Genomic DNA, 14,310 nt, shown 5'->3' with positions numbered 1-14,310 from the left:
CCGGCCGAGGGCCGACCCGCGCCAATCCAGTTCCGGGAGACGTCTGTCTCGCCACTTACCGCCCCTCCCGGGAACCGGCACAAAACGTCACAGGGAAAGCTCTGGACAGTATTTATCCAACGGGTTAATTTCTCCCCCGAACAAAGAAGACGTCCGGGAGAGAGGCGTGGCCGAGCTGAAGCCCCAAGGTGCAGTGTCCAAGATGCTGAATGCGGCCTGGGTACGGCCGTTGTTGTTCCTGGTGTTCATCGTCATCGCCTGGGATCTCTCGATCCGGCTGTTCAAGATCCCCGCCTATCAGATCCCGGCGCCGGCCGATGTCCTCGCCGTGCTGCGCGATGATTGGCCGGAATTGCTGCGCCAGTCCTGGCCGACGACTTACGCGACCATCTGGGGCTTCGCGCTTTCCGCGCTGTTCGGCATTCCCGTGGCGATGCTGATCGCGGGCTCGAAGACGGTGGAGAGCTATATCTATCCGCTGCTGGTGTTCTCCCAGTCCGTGCCGAAGATCGCGATCGCGCCGCTGTTCGTGGTCTGGTTCGGCTTTGGCATCCTGCCGAAGGTCATCTCGGCCTTTCTGCTCGGCTTCTTTCCCGTCGTGGTCTCCGCCGTGCAGGGTTTCAAGTCGGTCGATCCTGACATGGTCGATCTCGCCCGCGCCATGCAGGGCAGCCGCTTCCAGGTGTTTTGCGCGGTGAACCTGCCGCATGCGCTCCCGGCGATCTTCTCCGGGCTCAAGGTCTCGGTGACGCTCGCCGTGGTCGGCGCCGTGGTCGGCGAGTTCGTCGGCTCCAATTCCGGCATCGGCTATGTGATGCAGCGCTCGATCGGCACGTTCGACCTGCCGACGATGTTCGCAGCGCTCGTCATCCTCGCGCTGCTCGGCGTCATCCTGTTCTGGGTCGTCGACAGCGTCGAGAAGCTGGTGATTCCCTGGCATGTCAGCCAGCGCGAGGACGTGATTTTCGCATCGTAAGGAGAACGGCCACCAATGGCCGAAACAACGACAGGGAGAGTGACGATGAAGCGGTGGATTGGGGCTGCATCCGTGGCGCTGATGGCGTTTGCAGTTTCGCCGGCCCAGGCGGCCGACAAGGTCGTGCTGATGCTCAACTGGTACGTCTATGGCGAGCACGCGCCGTTCTATTACGGCAAGGCCAAGGGCATTTATGCCGCCGAAGGCATCGACCTCGAGATCCAGGAGGGCCGTGGCTCGGCCGCGACCACGCAGGCCGTCGCCGCCAAGACCGCCGATTTCGGCTATGTCGACGTTCCCACCATGATGCGTGCCGCGATCAAGGGCGCGCCGGTGATTGCGACCGGCGTGCTGCTCCAGACCTCGCCGATGTCCGTCATGGGATTCGTCGACAAGAACATCCGAAAGCCCGAAGACATCAAGGGCAAGACGGTCGCGATCACGCCGGCCGATTCCATGACGCAGATCTGGCCGCTGTTCCTGAAGAAGACCGGCCTCAAGGAAAGCGATTTCAAGACCGTTGCCGGCGACGGCCAGACCAAGCTCAACGCCGTGATCAACGGCCAGGCCGATCTCTTGCTCGGCTACGTCATGGACCAGTCGATGAAGATCAAAGACGCCACCGGCAAGGACGTCTATCCGATCAAGTTCGCCGACTACGGCATCAACATGGTCTCCTCGGGCATCATCGCCAACACCGACTACGTGAAGGCCCATGCCGATCTCGTCCGCCGTTTCATGTCGGCGACGACAAAGGCGGTCGAAGCTGCCGAGAAGGAGCCGAAGGCGGCCGCGCAGTCGATCCTCGATGCCAACCCCAAGGGCGGCAAGATCGACACGCTGACCCAAGGCTTTGAGCTGACCATTCCGCTGTACCGGACGCCTGAGACCAAGGACAAGCGGCCGTTCCAGGTCACCGACCAGAACATGACGGACTCGGTCAACCTGATGGTCGAATATGGCGGGCTCGACGCCAAGGCCAAGGAGAACCCGAAGGCCTTCTACACCAACGATTTCCTGCCGAAGAGTGGCACGTGAAACCTGCGACTGTATCGCGTGACGACGTGCAGCCCGCCGCGCATCTGAGACTGGTGAGCGATCGGGCCGGCGATGCGTCGGGCATAACACTGTCCGGCGTGTCGAAAACCTACCGGACGCGCGACGGCGACGTGCCGTCGCTGCGGCCGCTCGACTTCCACATCAATGACGGCGAGTTCTTCGTCGTGGTCGGTCCATCAGGCTGCGGCAAGTCCACGCTGCTCAAGCTGATCTCCGGACTGCTGCCGCCGACATCAGGCGAGGTGCTGGTCGAGGGCGAGACCGTAACGAAGCCGCACGGCAATGTCGGTATCGTCTTCCAGAACGCGCTGCTGCTGCCCTGGCGCAACATCCTGTCCAACGTGATGCTGCCGATCGACATGAAGCGCCTCGCCCGCGACGAATATCTCCCGCGCGCCAAGGCGCTGTTGAAGATGGTTCGGGCTGGAAGGGTTCGAGAGGAAGCTGCCCTGGCAGCTTTCCGGCGGCATGCAGCAGCGGGCCTCGATCTGCCGTGCGCTGGTGCACGATCCCAGGATCATGCTGATGGACGAGCCGTTCGGCGCGCTCGACGCACTGACGCGCGAGCGCATGAATGTCGAGCTGATGCGGATCCAGCGCGAGACCGGGAAGACCGTGCTCTTGATCACGCATTCGATTCCCGAAGCCGTGTTCCTCGCCGACCGTGTGCTTGTCATGACCGAGCGGCCCGGTGCAATCGCCGCGATCTACGACGTGCCGCTGCCGCGTCCGCGCTCGCTCGACGTGATGGCCGACCCTGTGTTTACGGAACTCGTGCAACGCATCCGCAAGCACTTCTTCTCGCAAGGTGCATTGGATTAGGCCTGGTGAGACTTCCGATCTTAACCGCGCGAAAGGTGCGCTCCCTCCCCCGCCTACGGGGGAGGGCTGGGGAGAGGCTGCCTCTGCAACGGGATAATCCCAAGAGGAGAGTACCCCCACCCGGCGCTGCGCGCCGACCTCTCCTGCGAGCAGGAGAGGCAAGTCGCCCGCGGCTACACCGATCTTGTCGAAATTACCTCGCGTTGCTGTAACACCATGTCCCCGCGCCTGAAGCTGAGTGACATCACCTTCTTCGAACGTGCCGTGCAGTTCGCGCGGCCGTTCCGCTTCGGCGCGATCACGATCAACGCGACGCCGCAGTTGTTCGTGCGGGTCGAGATCGAGGTCGAGGGCAGAGGAGCCTCGGCCGGCGCCAGCGCAGAACTGCTGGTGCCGAAATGGTTCGACAAGCGGCCGGAACTGTCGCCGGCGCAGACCGTCGACGGCTTGCGCCGATCGCTGGAGATCGCGCGTGGGCTTTATCTGGCGCAGACGGGATTCCTGACGGCGTTCGATCTGCACGCCGAATGCATTGGCGCGCAGGTCGCGGCCTGTGCCAAGAACAACATCCCGCCCCTCGCGGCGGCCTTTGGTCCTGCGGAAATCGACAAGGCGATCCTTGATGCGCTGCTTCGGGCTGCGGAGACCAATTTCTTCGACGGAATGGCCGGCAATATCGCCGGCATCGATGTGCGGCTCTCGCCCGACCTGAAGGACGCGGATCTCACGACATTTCTCTCCGGCCGCAAGCCGCTGCCGCGCGTTGCGATCAGGCATACCGTCGGTCTCGATGATGCCATCGAAGGCGAGGGCGGCGTCGCCGACGCAGACGTGAACGCCGGCGCGAATTACTTCAAGCTGAAGCTGTCGGGCAATCCCGCCGGCGATGCGGCGCGGCTGGCGCGGATCGGCAAAGAGCTCGATAGGCTTGGTCGCCACTGCAAGGTGTCGCTCGATGCCAATGAGCAATATGCGGACCTTGCCGCACTGAAGGCGCTGATCGACCAGCTCGATCGCGAACCCGCATTGCGGTCGATCGCGTCGCGATTGCTCTATGTCGAGCAACCGATGCCGCGAGACACCACCAGGCAAGCGCCGCTCGGCTCGCTCGCCGCGCGCCGATTCATCATCGACGAGGCCGACGATTCCTACGATGCCTTTCCCGCGGCGCGCGCGCTTGGCTATCGCGGCATCTCCTCGAAATCCTGCAAGGGGCTCTACAAGTCCATCGTCAACGCGACGCGTGCAGCGAAATGGAGCGCGAGCGGAGAGAAATTCTTCGTCACCGGCGAGGACCTGACCTGCCAGGCCGGCCTTGCCGTGCAGCAAGATCTCGCGCTCGGCACCTTTATCGGCATCACCCATGCCGAGCGCAATGGTCATCACTATGTCGACGGCTTCGGCGAGGCGCCGGCCGCCGAAGCCGCGGCCTTCGCAGCCGCGCATCCCGATCTCTACGCCGATGCCGGGCAGGGCATCCGCCTCAGCATTCACAACGGCGATCTCCTGACGGGGTCGCTTCACTGCGAGGGCTTTGCGACCTCGGTCCATCCGGACTGGTCGGCGCTCCGCCCGCTCGAACGGCCAAGATCACTTCAGGAGTATCCGGCATGACCACCCAACGCCTCGGCCTCATCATGAACGGCGTCACCGGCCGCATGGGGCTCAACCAGCATCTGGTCCGCTCGATCGTTGCGATCCGCGACCAGGGCGGCGTGCGCCTGAAGAACGGCGATCGCATTATGCCCGATCCGATCCTGGTCGGCCGCAGCGCGGAGAAGGTCGAGGCGCTCGCCAGGCGCTACAACATCACGCGCTGGACCACGGACCTCGACGCGGCGCTTGCCGACAAGAACGACACCATGTTCTTCGACGCCGCGACCACCCAGGCGCGGCCCGGCCTGCTGACCCAGGCCATCAATGCCGGCAAGCACGTCTATTGCGAGAAGCCGATCGCGACGAACTTCGGGGAAGCTCTGGAAGTCGTCAAGCTCGCCAATGCCAAGGGCGTCAGGCACGGCACCGTGCAGGACAAGCTGTTCCTGCCTGGTCTGAAGAAGATCGCCTTCCTGCGCGACAGCGGCTTCTTCGGCCGCATTCTCTCGGTGCGGGGCGAGTTCGGCTATTGGGTGTTCGAAGGGGGCTGGCAGGAGGCGCAGCGGCCGTCCTGGAACTACCGCAGCGAGGACGGTGGCGGCATCATTCTGGACATGGTCTGCCACTGGCGCTACGTGCTCGACAATCTCTTCGGCAACGTCCAGAGCGTGGTCTGCATCGGCAACACCGACATTCCCGAGCGCTTCGACGAGCAGGCCAAGGCGTACAAGGCGACCGCAGATGATTCCGCCTACGCGACGTTCCAGCTCGAGGGCGGTGTCATCGCTCACATCAACATGTCCTGGGTCACGCGCGTCTATCGCGACGACCTCGTCACCTTCCAGGTTGACGGCACTCACGGCTCGGCCGTCGCGGGCCTTACCGACTGCATGATCCAGGCGCGGCAGGCGACCCCGAGGCCGGTCTGGAATCCCGACGAGAAGCGGCTGCACGATTTCTACGGCGACTGGCAGAAGCTGCCTGATAACGTCATCTACGACAACGGCTTCAAAGAGCAGTGGGAAATGTTCATCCGCCACGTCTACGAGGATGCGCCCTACAAGTTCACGCTGCTCGAAGGCGCCAAGGGCGTGCAACTCGCCGAATGCGCGCTGAAGAGCTGGAAGGAGCGGCGCTGGATCGACGTCGCCCCGATCAAGGCCTGATATTCCGATGCCAGTAATTTCGTCATTGCGAGCGAAGCGAAGCAATTCAGGGTCTTTCCGCAGAGGCAGTCGCTGGATTGCTTCGCTTCGCTCCCAATGACGGGGAGAGGTTCGAAACCATGAATAAGCCCGTCCAGCCGATATCGTCATTGTCGCTCAAGCTGCCGAAACCCGACCGCTCGATCGAGACCTACCGGTTAGCTGCCTCGCGCACTTTTCCCGCAAAGCTCGAGGGCCCGCTGAACCGCATCGCTTTCTCGGCCGTGCATACGGTGGCCGATCCCTTCGCCGACAACGATCCCTGGCTGTCGGTCGCCGTCGACTGGGACAAGACCATTGCCTTCCGCGAGCATATCTGGGACCTCGGCCTCGGCGTTGCCGAAGCCATGGATACCGCGCAGCGCGGCATGGGACTGGACTGGCCGACCTCGCTGGAGCTGATCACGCGTTCGGTCAGCGCCGCGAAACGCCGCAACGCGCTGGTGTTCTCCGGTGCCGGTACGGATCATCTCGCAGTCGAGGACGCCAGGAGCCTCGACGATGTGATCCGCGCCTATGAGGAGCAGATTTCGGCAGTCGAGAAGGTCGGCGGCCGCATCATCCTGATGGCGTCGCGTGCGCTGGCAAAGCTCGGCCGCAACGCTGACGACTACGCAAGGGTCTATGACCGTGTGCTGTCGCAGGTTCGCGAACCCGTGATCATCCACTGGCTTGGCGATATGTTCGATCCCGCGCTGACCGGTTATTGGGGCACCAAGGATCTCGACAAGGCGATGGACACGGCTGTGGCCATCATCAATGGCAATGCGGCCAAGGTCGATGGCGTAAAAGTCTCGCTGCTCGACAAGCAGCGCGAGATCGACATGCGCCGTCGCCTCGACAAGCGCATCAAGATGTATACGGGCGACGACTTCAATTATGCGGAGCTGATCGCCGGCGACGGCGAAGGCTTTTCGCATGCGCTGCTCGGCATCTTCGATGCGATCGCGCCGGCGGCGTCCTACGCAATGTCGCGGCTGGCGGCCGGCGACGAGCCAGGTTTCCACGACGTGCTGGGGCCGACGGTGCCGCTGTCGCGTCACATCTTCAAGGCGCCGACGCGCTTCTACAAGACCGGCATCGTCTTCATGGCGTATCTCAACGGTCACCAGGATCACTTCACCATGGTCGGCGGCCAGGAGAGCACGCGCTCCACGCTGCATCTGGCGGAGCTGTTCCGGCTGGCCGACAAGGCCGGCCTGCTCGCCAATCCTGACCTCGCGACGCAGCGGATGAAGACGGTGCTCGCCAGCCATGGTGTCGAATCCTGATGCGCGATTTTTCGTCCGACCATCGCTGGCTTTCACTGAATACGGCGACAGTGCGCAAGCAGGGCGATCTCGTCGAGATCATCGATGCCTGCGCACGTCACGGCATCCGCGCCATCGATCCCTGGCGCGACCAGGTTGCCGCCGTCGGTCTGGAGCGTGCCGCGCGCGCGGTGCGCGATGCGGGCCTCGATCTTTCGGGCTATTGCCGCGGCGGCATGCTCACCTCGGACGCCTCGCGCCGCACGGAAGTGCGCGACGACAACAGGCGCTGCGTCGATGAAGCCAAGGCGCTGGGCGCGCCCTGCATTGTGGTCGTGGTCGGCGGCCTGCCGCAATATTCACGCCCGGGCAGCGAGGCGTCGAAGGATATTGTGGCCGCACGTGGGCAGGTCGAGGAAGCTCTCGCCGAGCTGCTCGACTATGCCAAGCAGGCAAATCTTCCGCTGGCGATCGAGCCGCTGCATCCGGCTTACGCCGCCGACCGCGCTTGCGTGAACACCACGAAGCAGGCGCTCGACATCTGCGACCGGCTCGACCCCGATCGCACCGGTATGCTCGGCGTCGCGCTCGACGTCTATCATATCTGGTGGGATCCGGAGCTGATGGGCCAGATCGCCCGCGTCGGCAAGGACCGCTTGCTCGCGTTCCATGTCTGCGACTGGCTGGTGCCGACCAAGGACATCCTCAACGACCGCGGCATGATGGGCGACGGCGTCATCGACATCAAATCCGCGCGCGCCGCCGTCGAGGCGCAGGGCTTTGCCGGCTATTCGGAGATCGAAATCTTTTCGAATGACTGGTGGGGAAAGCCGATGGATGAGGTGCTGCGCACCTGTATCGAACGTCACAAGACCGTGGTTTAAATTTCGCGCGCAGCCCTCGCGGGCCTGCGACCCAGTTGCGGCGAGTTGAAGCGACCCTTCGGCTTGCCGGCGGCCGGACGCGAGGATTGTCATGTCTCGGCGGACGGGAGGCTATCTCGTATACGGCACCGAAGCGGTTAGCTCGTGCGGTGCACCGAACTGGTTGGAGTACCACCAATGATGAGGTGGACAGCCATCAGCTTTCGGGCGGAATATCGTCGTCCCGATGCCGCACCTCGCCACACTCTGTGCCGGATCGGATGCGGTAATCACGGCACGCGCGCCCGGCGCGCGCGCCTTGGCATCAACGATCAGCAGGCGCGGCGGATGTACCCGGGCCTGTTGATCTTGAATGGCCCCGACGTGCAATCGTCGGGGCCATTGTTGTGATCGGCTTGTCGGCCCCGGTCCGGTGCAGCGTCCATCCAAGGCCGTTTCGGGCCGGCCATTCTCTGAAAAGTCAGACGATTGCGCTATCATCGATCACCGGCAAACATCGGACTATCAGTCGTCGATCCGACCTGCGAAACTGCGAGAACACAAATGCGCCTGTTAACGAGCAAGCGCAAAGGGAGGTTCGCAGTGGAAAGAGTGAAACGGTTGCGTGCAATGGGCTCACTGTGCCGCCAACAGGCCGCGTACAACAGCATGAACAAATGGAAGCTGCTCGCAGAAGCAGAATATTGGGATCATCTGGCTGAGCTTGAGTTGTCTGCTCACTTCCAACAATGCAACGCCTCTGGTTCGAATGAGATAGAACGGCCTCAAGCGATCGCAAACGCGAATGACGCTCGAGGGGAAACGAACTCCGCCGCGTGAGATTCGGCATGAGCCGCGAAGCAATGCGCCGCTGCCCTCACGGGCCTGCAACCTGCTGCAGCGTGTTGAAGCGCGCCTTCTGTTCGCTGCTCAGCGTGGCATAGAACTCGTCCAGCGCGGGCTCGACCAGGTTGGCGGCCGTCAGCATGGCCTCGAGCCGGTGCTGCATCGCTTCGAGCCGCCCGACCGGCGTCAGCGGTCTATCGTTCGGGCAGGCCGCCTGCAGGCCCTCAACGCCCTTGGCTGTCGCTTCACTGAGGCGATCGAGCGCGTCCTTCTGCTTTCCGGCGGGATGGAGCACAGCCTCGATCCTTTGGATCGGCAATTGGGTCAGGCCGGATTTCGGATCGCCACAGTTCTCGGCGTTGGCTTGCTGCTGCTGCGCGCGGTCGCCGACATTGGGGCCGAGCGCGTTGAAGCGCGCCTGCTGCTCGTCGCTGAGCGAGTTGTAGAAATTCTCCAGTGCCGGTCGCACGATCTTGACCGCTTCCAGCGTCGCGCTGATGCGGTTCATCATGGCCCGCAACCGGCCAGGCGGCGTCAACGCATAGGTCTCTGAACAGGAGTTTTTGAATACGTCGGCAGCCTTGGCCGCCGCCGCCTTCAATTCGTCGAGCAGCGCGCGTTGCTCCGGCGTCGGCTGCACAGCCCTCTCGATATCGCCAAGCGGCCAGGCGGTGACGCCCTTGTCCGGGGTGCCACACATCTGCTGTAGGGTTTGCGGGTTCACGCTGGCGCGCGCATGCGGGCGGCGACTGCCGCCGGATTGCGGATAGTCATAAGAGTTGGTGCTGGCATAGGCGGAATAGGGGCTGTCGCCACCCCAGAACACGGTATCGACGAAGTCGTCATACGCGTACGCCCAGTAGTCAGGCTCGTAAGCATAGGACCAGAATGTGTAATCGAAAATGTCGGAATAGGCGTAAGGCCAGAACACGGGCCCGAGCCACGCCACGAACACCGCGGGATGGCGGTGTCGCCAGGCTTGCCGGGGAGCCCAGCCGTTCTCGCGGGTGGTGAGCGCAGCCTGGGTTTGTGCATTCGCCTGCTGACCGAGGTGCGCGGCAAATCGCCCGCGCTCAGCCGCCTGCCCGGCCGCGGAAGCGGCGGCTCGCCCGACTGTGGCCGGCTCAGGGCCCAGCCGCTGCAACCGCGCCTGATCGCGCTGTTGCATGCTCTGCTCGCGTTGGAGCAGGCGGTTCTGCGTCTGCAGCATCCGCCCCTGTGCACGTTGCGCCCGCGCGCCTTCCGGCTTTTGCGATTGCAATTGCTGCACGCGCTGTTGCAGCCGGTCGATACGGCTCTGCCGTTCCGCGCTTTGGCGTGTGAGCATCTCGCGCTGCCGCTGCTGCGCGACTTGCTGTCGCTGCTCGGTCTGCTGCTGATGCTGTTGCGCGCGCTGTTCCGTCTGCTCCTGCCGCGACGGCCGTGCGCTCACCGCGGGTGCCGCGTTCGGGTGTGAGGGGGCGGCGATATGCGGCATCGGTCGCGAGGCCGTGGCCGGACGTTGCGGCGCTGCCGGCGCCCGGTGGAATTCGGGCCGCGGCGCCGCGAAGTGCGGGGCAGCCCGCGGCGGCGGGGCAGCGACGTGTGGGGCCGGACGGGGCGGCGGTGCAGCAAAGTGTGGGGTCGGACGCGGTGGCGGTGCGGCAAAGTGCGGCGCCGGATGCGGCGCCATCGCCGGTGGATGGAACGCGGGCGCGGCGGGACGGGCCATGGCCGGCGGCGCCGCCGGACGAGCCATCGCAGGTGGCGCGGCTGGACGCGCAGCCGGTGCCGGTGGTCCCCCCCTTCCATGGTGGTCTTGGGCGGCCGCGTTGACGCTCGCCGCGATCAACGAAGCACCAACCAAAAACGCCGAAAGGCACACGCCACGCGGAAGCATGATTGTCGCTCCCAGCTCGTAATCGCCCACAACTTTCAACGCGCAGATGGCGGATTGGTTCGTTGTTGATTGTCGCCCTGCGATCTTCCGACGCAGGCAGTCTCACGCGAAATCCTGCGTCAGCGTCGTTGCGAAATGCTCCAGGGCCCAGTCGACCTGGTCAGCGGTGATCACCAGCGGCGGTGCGATGTAGATGCCGTCGCTGGCCGGCTCAAACCGGAAGGGTGCGCCCTCCATAGATGGCCCCTACGCGACGATCACACGATTGCGACCTTCATGTTTTGCGCGATAGAGCCGCTGATCGGCGACGCTCAGGATTCCGTCAACCGTGTCTCCATCGCGCCCGAACTCCGACACTCCAACACTGATGGTGACGCCGACCGACGGCTGGGCGCCGACGTCGAATGCAGTGCCTTCAATGGCCGATCGAAGGCGCTCCGCGACAGCGCAAGCCGCGTCGAGGGTCGCCCCCGGCAGCAACACCATGAACTCTTCACCGCCGACGCGCGCGACGGAGTCGTAGGGGCGGATCGCCTCCAGACACTTGCGCACGAATACGCGGAGGACCTCATCGCCGACGCTGTGACCACGCGAGTCATTGATATCCTTGAAATGGTCGAGGTCGAGCGACAGCAGGGATAGTGGAGCACCGCTTCGCCTGGCCCGCGCGATCTCGGCGCCGATATGTTCGATGAAGTGGCGCCGATTTCCGGCACCGGTCAGCGGGTCGGTGGCAGCCAGGCGTTCCAGTCTTTGATTGCTCAGCTGCACCTGCTGTAGGGCTCTTTGAGTGTCTGCCATCGACGCGGCCAGGCGGGCCGCCATTTTCTTCCTGGCTATAGATAGTCGAGAATGATTGCGTCGTTCGGAAAGCCTGGACAACGCCATAGCTGAGCAGGAAGAAGCCGCCAGCAAAGATCGCGTGGGCGAGCCACCACATATGATTCCACGGCGCCGCCAGAATGAACGCGAGCGACGATAGCGCAAACCACGCGACCGAAATGCCGAAAATGAGCATGAGCGGCGAGTGAATCCGTCGCATGAGCAGGACCGCGACGTTCAGTGCGTTGAACACCAGTGCGCCGCCCTCCATGGACAAGCGGACCACCGGGTGTCCGGCAAAGGGGGAGTAGGCGATCAGAGCGACGGCTATGTCCATCGTCAGGAACAGGCCAATCCAAATCAGCCATGCGCGCGCATCCGAACGCCTCTCGACCTTGTCCGACGGCTGGTTGTAGCTGAGCAGCCCAACGAAAAGCAGAATCGACATCGCGAGACGCGACGCCGGTCCATAGAGCAGAAACAGCCATATATTTCGGTGTGCCATCCCCGTGAAGGCGCCGTGCGGCGCATAGATCAGCACGAAGCCGAGAAAACCCAGGGTCATCCAACGCAACAGAGGTTCGCCTGAAGACCGGTAGCAACGCCATGTCACGTAGGTGACGAACAGCCCTTCGAGGGTGGCGACGGCAATCGCGAATTCGTGGAACAGATGATTTTCGAATTTTAGCGTGGGATCCTGCTGGAAATAGAGGTAGGCGATGAACAGGGCAGGCATCAGGGCGAAGGCGATGAGGAGAAGGCTCGTATACGCCTGTGTGGCCAGCCGGAGCGCGTTGGGCGGCTCGGATACCGCAAGATCGGTGCTCATATGCATCTACCGTCTCCCATGGTGATACCTGCAGTCGTTTGATGGACTGTCGGTGGCTCGCCGGCCGCGAGAGCGCGGTCAAACCGGGACGATGTTCGGGAGTCGCACAGCCGGTCGAGGAAGATCTATAGCGTCAACGTTAACACGCCTTGACCGTTAATTCCAGAACTTACAACCTTCACGGGAGGTCGGTAGCGATCACCGGTAGCACGGCTCCTGGTTGAGGCGTGCCGATGGAGGCTGCAACGCTTTTGCCGGAACGACCATGCAATCCGGCCAAGCCTTTACCGTCGCGGCTTTGCGAAGCGTCAATCGAGTTCCGACGATCGGCGCACGAGCGCACAACATGTGGTATTAAGCTGAGATCTATGCTACCTTTAAGAACATCACTGGAACAGCCGGCGTCGGCAAAGGTTCGACTGTGATGAAGTCAACGCCACGATCGCGCGTACTACACGCCGTTTGGTTCGATTGGCGTAGCTCCGCCGCAAGGGATTTCATGGCTCTCTTTGGCGGCGTCGTTCTCGCTTCGATCTTGGCGCATGTCTATGAGCTTGGTCCTCGTCTGTTTCAGCTAGGCCTGGGCTATGCGGATTCGGCACCCGACGACATCGTTTTCATCATTTTCGTCGCGTTCTTCCTGTGCCTTGCGCTGACAATCTTCAGTGTTCGCCGCTATCGGGAGCTCGTCTGCGAAACCAAAGCACGAGCCACTGCTGAAGGAGAGGCGCGCGATCTGGCGCGACACGATCCGTTGACCGGGCTGCCTAACCGCCGCCTGTTTGATGAAAAACTCGACGCGTGCCTCAGCCGCGCCAGCGACACGCACCGGGTGGCCGTTCTGATGCTTGGCCTTGATGGCTTCAAGAGGATCAAGGACACGCATGGCCACGCAGGAGGGGACAAGGCATTGTGCGAATTTGCCAACAGGGTCGCCGACATCTTGCGCAAGGATGGCGTGCTGGCGAGGATCGGGGAGGACGAATTCGGGATTGTCCTGCCAGACATCAGCTCCCTCGACGTTCCCACCAATCTGGCGCGCCGTATTGTGGCGTCCGCCGCCGACACTTTCGCGATCGAGACCGGGGCAGCCGAGCTTGGCGTTGGAATTGGCATCGCCATCGCTCCGACTAACGGGGTCAATCTCCGCGAATTGGTCCGGCGCGCAGATCGTGCACTTTATCGCGCACAAGGCGGTGGCAGGCCGTGTGTTCGCTTTTTCGAACCAGAGATGGACATGCATGTCGAGCGGCGCATCCAGATCGAGCGAGAGCTTCGCAGCGCCATCACGGCGGATATTATCGAACCGCACTACCAGCCGCTGGTTTCGCTCAAAGGTAATTGCATCATCGGGTTCGAGGCCCTGGCGCGCTGGGAAAACAGGACGTTGGGGCGTATTCCACCAGACGTGTTCATTCCGATTGCAGAGGAAACGGGCCTCATCAACGCGCTTGGAGATCAGCTTTTTCGCCGCGCCTGTTTCGATGCCAATGCGTGGCCGGAGGCGTTTATGCTTGCCTTCAATATCTCGCCCATTCAATTGCGTGATCCCGCGCTTGGACAGCGCATTTTATCGATCCTTGGGCAAACCGGGCTCAGTCCGCGCCGCCTGGAAATTGAAATCACCGAGAGCGCGTTCGTGGAAAAAACCGGGGTTGCGAAGGCTGTGATTGATGAACTCCGTCAAGCCGGTGTCCGCATCGCGCTCGATGACTTCGGAACAGGTTATGCGACGCTTAGCCAGCTGCTTTCGTTTCGCCTCGACAAGATCAAGATAGATCGCAGTTTCGTGTCGCATCTCGACGACAGTACCGACAGCCGGGTGATCGTTCGTGCTATCCTTGGCCTTGCAAAAGGATTTGGCTTGACGACCACGGCCGAGGGCGTCGAAGACGCAGGCCAACTGGCCTATCTGTTGGCCAATGGCTGCACAGAAGGACAAGGCTACCTGTTCAGTGATGCCGTCCCGGCCGCCGGTGTCCCCGCGCTGCTTGATCGCGAATTCGGCCGCACGGCGGTTGCTGAAGATGGCCCAAGAAGTCTGCACGCGTGAGCCGATGTGCTGACGCGGTTCGTCATGGCGCGCAGGCGGCCGCGTGGCGTCAGCCCATAGGAAGCAAACGCGCAGGTGGCGAAGTCGTTGGTTTGTTGATTGCCGCCGCC

The 14,310-nt window shown here is 62.9% G+C and carries 12 protein-coding genes and 1 pseudogene; 9 read left to right on the top strand and 4 right to left on the bottom strand.

What is annotated here, in order from left to right; translation table 11 throughout:
• Positions 1-166: 166 nt before the first annotated feature.
• The 8 genes and pseudogenes from ACVWZ4_RS01085 to ACVWZ4_RS01050 all read left to right on the top strand — a co-directional run bounded on the left by ACVWZ4_RS01085 (position 167) and on the right by ACVWZ4_RS01050 (position 8,611).
• Entirely contained in the window at positions 167-976 is an 810-nt protein-coding gene (locus ACVWZ4_RS01085; protein WP_456702417.1) for an ABC transporter permease, read from the top strand.
• Between the two features lie 45 nt (positions 977-1,021).
• Positions 1,022-2,014 carry an ABC transporter substrate-binding protein gene (locus ACVWZ4_RS01080; protein ID WP_456738050.1) on the top strand — a complete coding sequence of 331 codons (993 nt, stop codon included), beginning with the start codon at positions 1,022-1,024 and terminating at the stop codon, positions 2,012-2,014.
• A pseudogene (locus ACVWZ4_RS01075) lies at positions 2,011-2,857 on the top strand (ABC transporter ATP-binding protein). Before ACVWZ4_RS01080 ends, ACVWZ4_RS01075 begins: the two are co-directional and overlap by 4 nt.
• Positions 2,858-3,073: 216 nt before the next feature.
• Entirely contained in the window at positions 3,074-4,471 is a 1,398-nt protein-coding gene (locus tag ACVWZ4_RS01070) for a hypothetical protein (RefSeq protein WP_456739672.1), read from the top strand.
• Positions 4,468-5,619 (top strand): Gfo/Idh/MocA family protein, encoded by a 1,152-nt coding sequence (locus ACVWZ4_RS01065; RefSeq protein WP_456739671.1) that lies wholly within the window; start codon positions 4,468-4,470, stop codon positions 5,617-5,619. The genes ACVWZ4_RS01070 and ACVWZ4_RS01065 overlap by 4 nt, the downstream gene beginning before the upstream one ends.
• Before the next feature lie 119 nt (positions 5,620-5,738).
• Positions 5,739-6,929 (top strand): dihydrodipicolinate synthase family protein, encoded by a 1,191-nt coding sequence (locus ACVWZ4_RS01060; protein ID WP_456738054.1) that lies wholly within the window; start codon positions 5,739-5,741, stop codon positions 6,927-6,929.
• The gene (locus tag ACVWZ4_RS01055; protein WP_456702423.1) at positions 6,929-7,792 is read left to right on the top strand and encodes a sugar phosphate isomerase/epimerase family protein; all 864 of its coding nucleotides are present in this window, start codon (positions 6,929-6,931) and stop codon (positions 7,790-7,792) included. The genes ACVWZ4_RS01060 and ACVWZ4_RS01055 overlap by 1 nt, the downstream gene beginning before the upstream one ends.
• Positions 7,793-8,374: 582 nt before the next feature.
• A complete protein-coding gene (locus tag ACVWZ4_RS01050; protein WP_456702424.1) occupies positions 8,375-8,611 on the top strand; it encodes a hypothetical protein in 237 nt (78 codons plus the stop codon).
• Between the two features lie 37 nt (positions 8,612-8,648).
• On the opposite strand, the gene ACVWZ4_RS01045 is transcribed toward ACVWZ4_RS01050, so the two are convergent.
• From ACVWZ4_RS01045 to ACVWZ4_RS01030, 4 genes are all read right to left on the bottom strand, one after another.
• Positions 8,649-10,094 (bottom strand): Spy/CpxP family protein refolding chaperone, encoded by a 1,446-nt coding sequence (locus tag ACVWZ4_RS01045; RefSeq protein ID WP_456739670.1) that lies wholly within the window; start codon positions 10,092-10,094, stop codon positions 8,649-8,651.
• 504 nt (positions 10,095-10,598) lie between these two features.
• Positions 10,599-10,733 carry a hypothetical protein gene (locus ACVWZ4_RS01040; protein ID WP_456742315.1) on the bottom strand — a complete coding sequence of 45 codons (135 nt, stop codon included), beginning with the start codon at positions 10,731-10,733 and terminating at the stop codon, positions 10,599-10,601.
• A 9-nt stretch (positions 10,734-10,742) separates the two neighbouring features.
• Positions 10,743-11,189, bottom strand: coding sequence for a GGDEF domain-containing protein (locus ACVWZ4_RS01035; protein ID WP_456763745.1), 447 nt, complete (start codon positions 11,187-11,189; stop codon positions 10,743-10,745).
• A complete protein-coding gene (locus ACVWZ4_RS01030) occupies positions 11,092-12,153 on the bottom strand; it encodes a hypothetical protein (RefSeq protein ID WP_456763588.1) in 1,062 nt (353 codons plus the stop codon). Before ACVWZ4_RS01030 ends, ACVWZ4_RS01035 begins: the two co-directional genes overlap by 98 nt.
• Before the next feature lie 493 nt (positions 12,154-12,646).
• Here ACVWZ4_RS01030 and ACVWZ4_RS01025 point away from each other — a divergent pair, with 493 nt between their 5' ends.
• Complete coding sequence (locus tag ACVWZ4_RS01025) at positions 12,647-14,200, top strand: putative bifunctional diguanylate cyclase/phosphodiesterase (RefSeq protein WP_456702427.1); 1,554 nt, start codon at positions 12,647-12,649, stop codon at positions 14,198-14,200.
• Positions 14,201-14,310: the final 110 nt, after the last annotated feature.

It is taken from the genome of Bradyrhizobium sp. USDA 4472 (assembly GCF_054058595.1).
Note: the sequence above shows the minus strand (reverse complement) of the source record. Positions and strands in the feature narration are given on the sequence as shown.

Excerpts from the sequence above, each read along its gene's own strand:
- ACVWZ4_RS01080 (WP_456738050.1), top strand. The coding sequence starts at position 1,022 with ATGAAGCGGTGGATTGGGGCTGCATCCGTGGCGCTGATGGCGTTTGCA.
- ACVWZ4_RS01070 (WP_456739672.1), top strand. The coding sequence starts at position 3,074 with ATGTCCCCGCGCCTGAAGCTGAGTGACATCACCTTCTTCGAACGTGCC.
- ACVWZ4_RS01065 (WP_456739671.1), top strand. The coding sequence starts at position 4,468 with ATGACCACCCAACGCCTCGGCCTCATCATGAACGGCGTCACCGGCCGC.
- ACVWZ4_RS01060 (WP_456738054.1), top strand. The coding sequence starts at position 5,739 with ATGAATAAGCCCGTCCAGCCGATATCGTCATTGTCGCTCAAGCTGCCG.
- ACVWZ4_RS01055 (WP_456702423.1), top strand. The coding sequence starts at position 6,929 with ATGCGCGATTTTTCGTCCGACCATCGCTGGCTTTCACTGAATACGGCG.
- ACVWZ4_RS01045 (WP_456739670.1), bottom strand. The coding sequence starts at position 10,094 with ATGCCGCATATCGCCGCCCCCTCACACCCGAACGCGGCACCCGCGGTG.
- ACVWZ4_RS01040 (WP_456742315.1), bottom strand. The coding sequence starts at position 10,733 with ATGGAGGGCGCACCCTTCCGGTTTGAGCCGGCCAGCGACGGCATCTAC.
- ACVWZ4_RS01030 (WP_456763588.1), bottom strand. The coding sequence starts at position 12,153 with ATGCATATGAGCACCGATCTTGCGGTATCCGAGCCGCCCAACGCGCTC.
- ACVWZ4_RS01025 (WP_456702427.1), top strand. The coding sequence starts at position 12,647 with ATGGCTCTCTTTGGCGGCGTCGTTCTCGCTTCGATCTTGGCGCATGTC.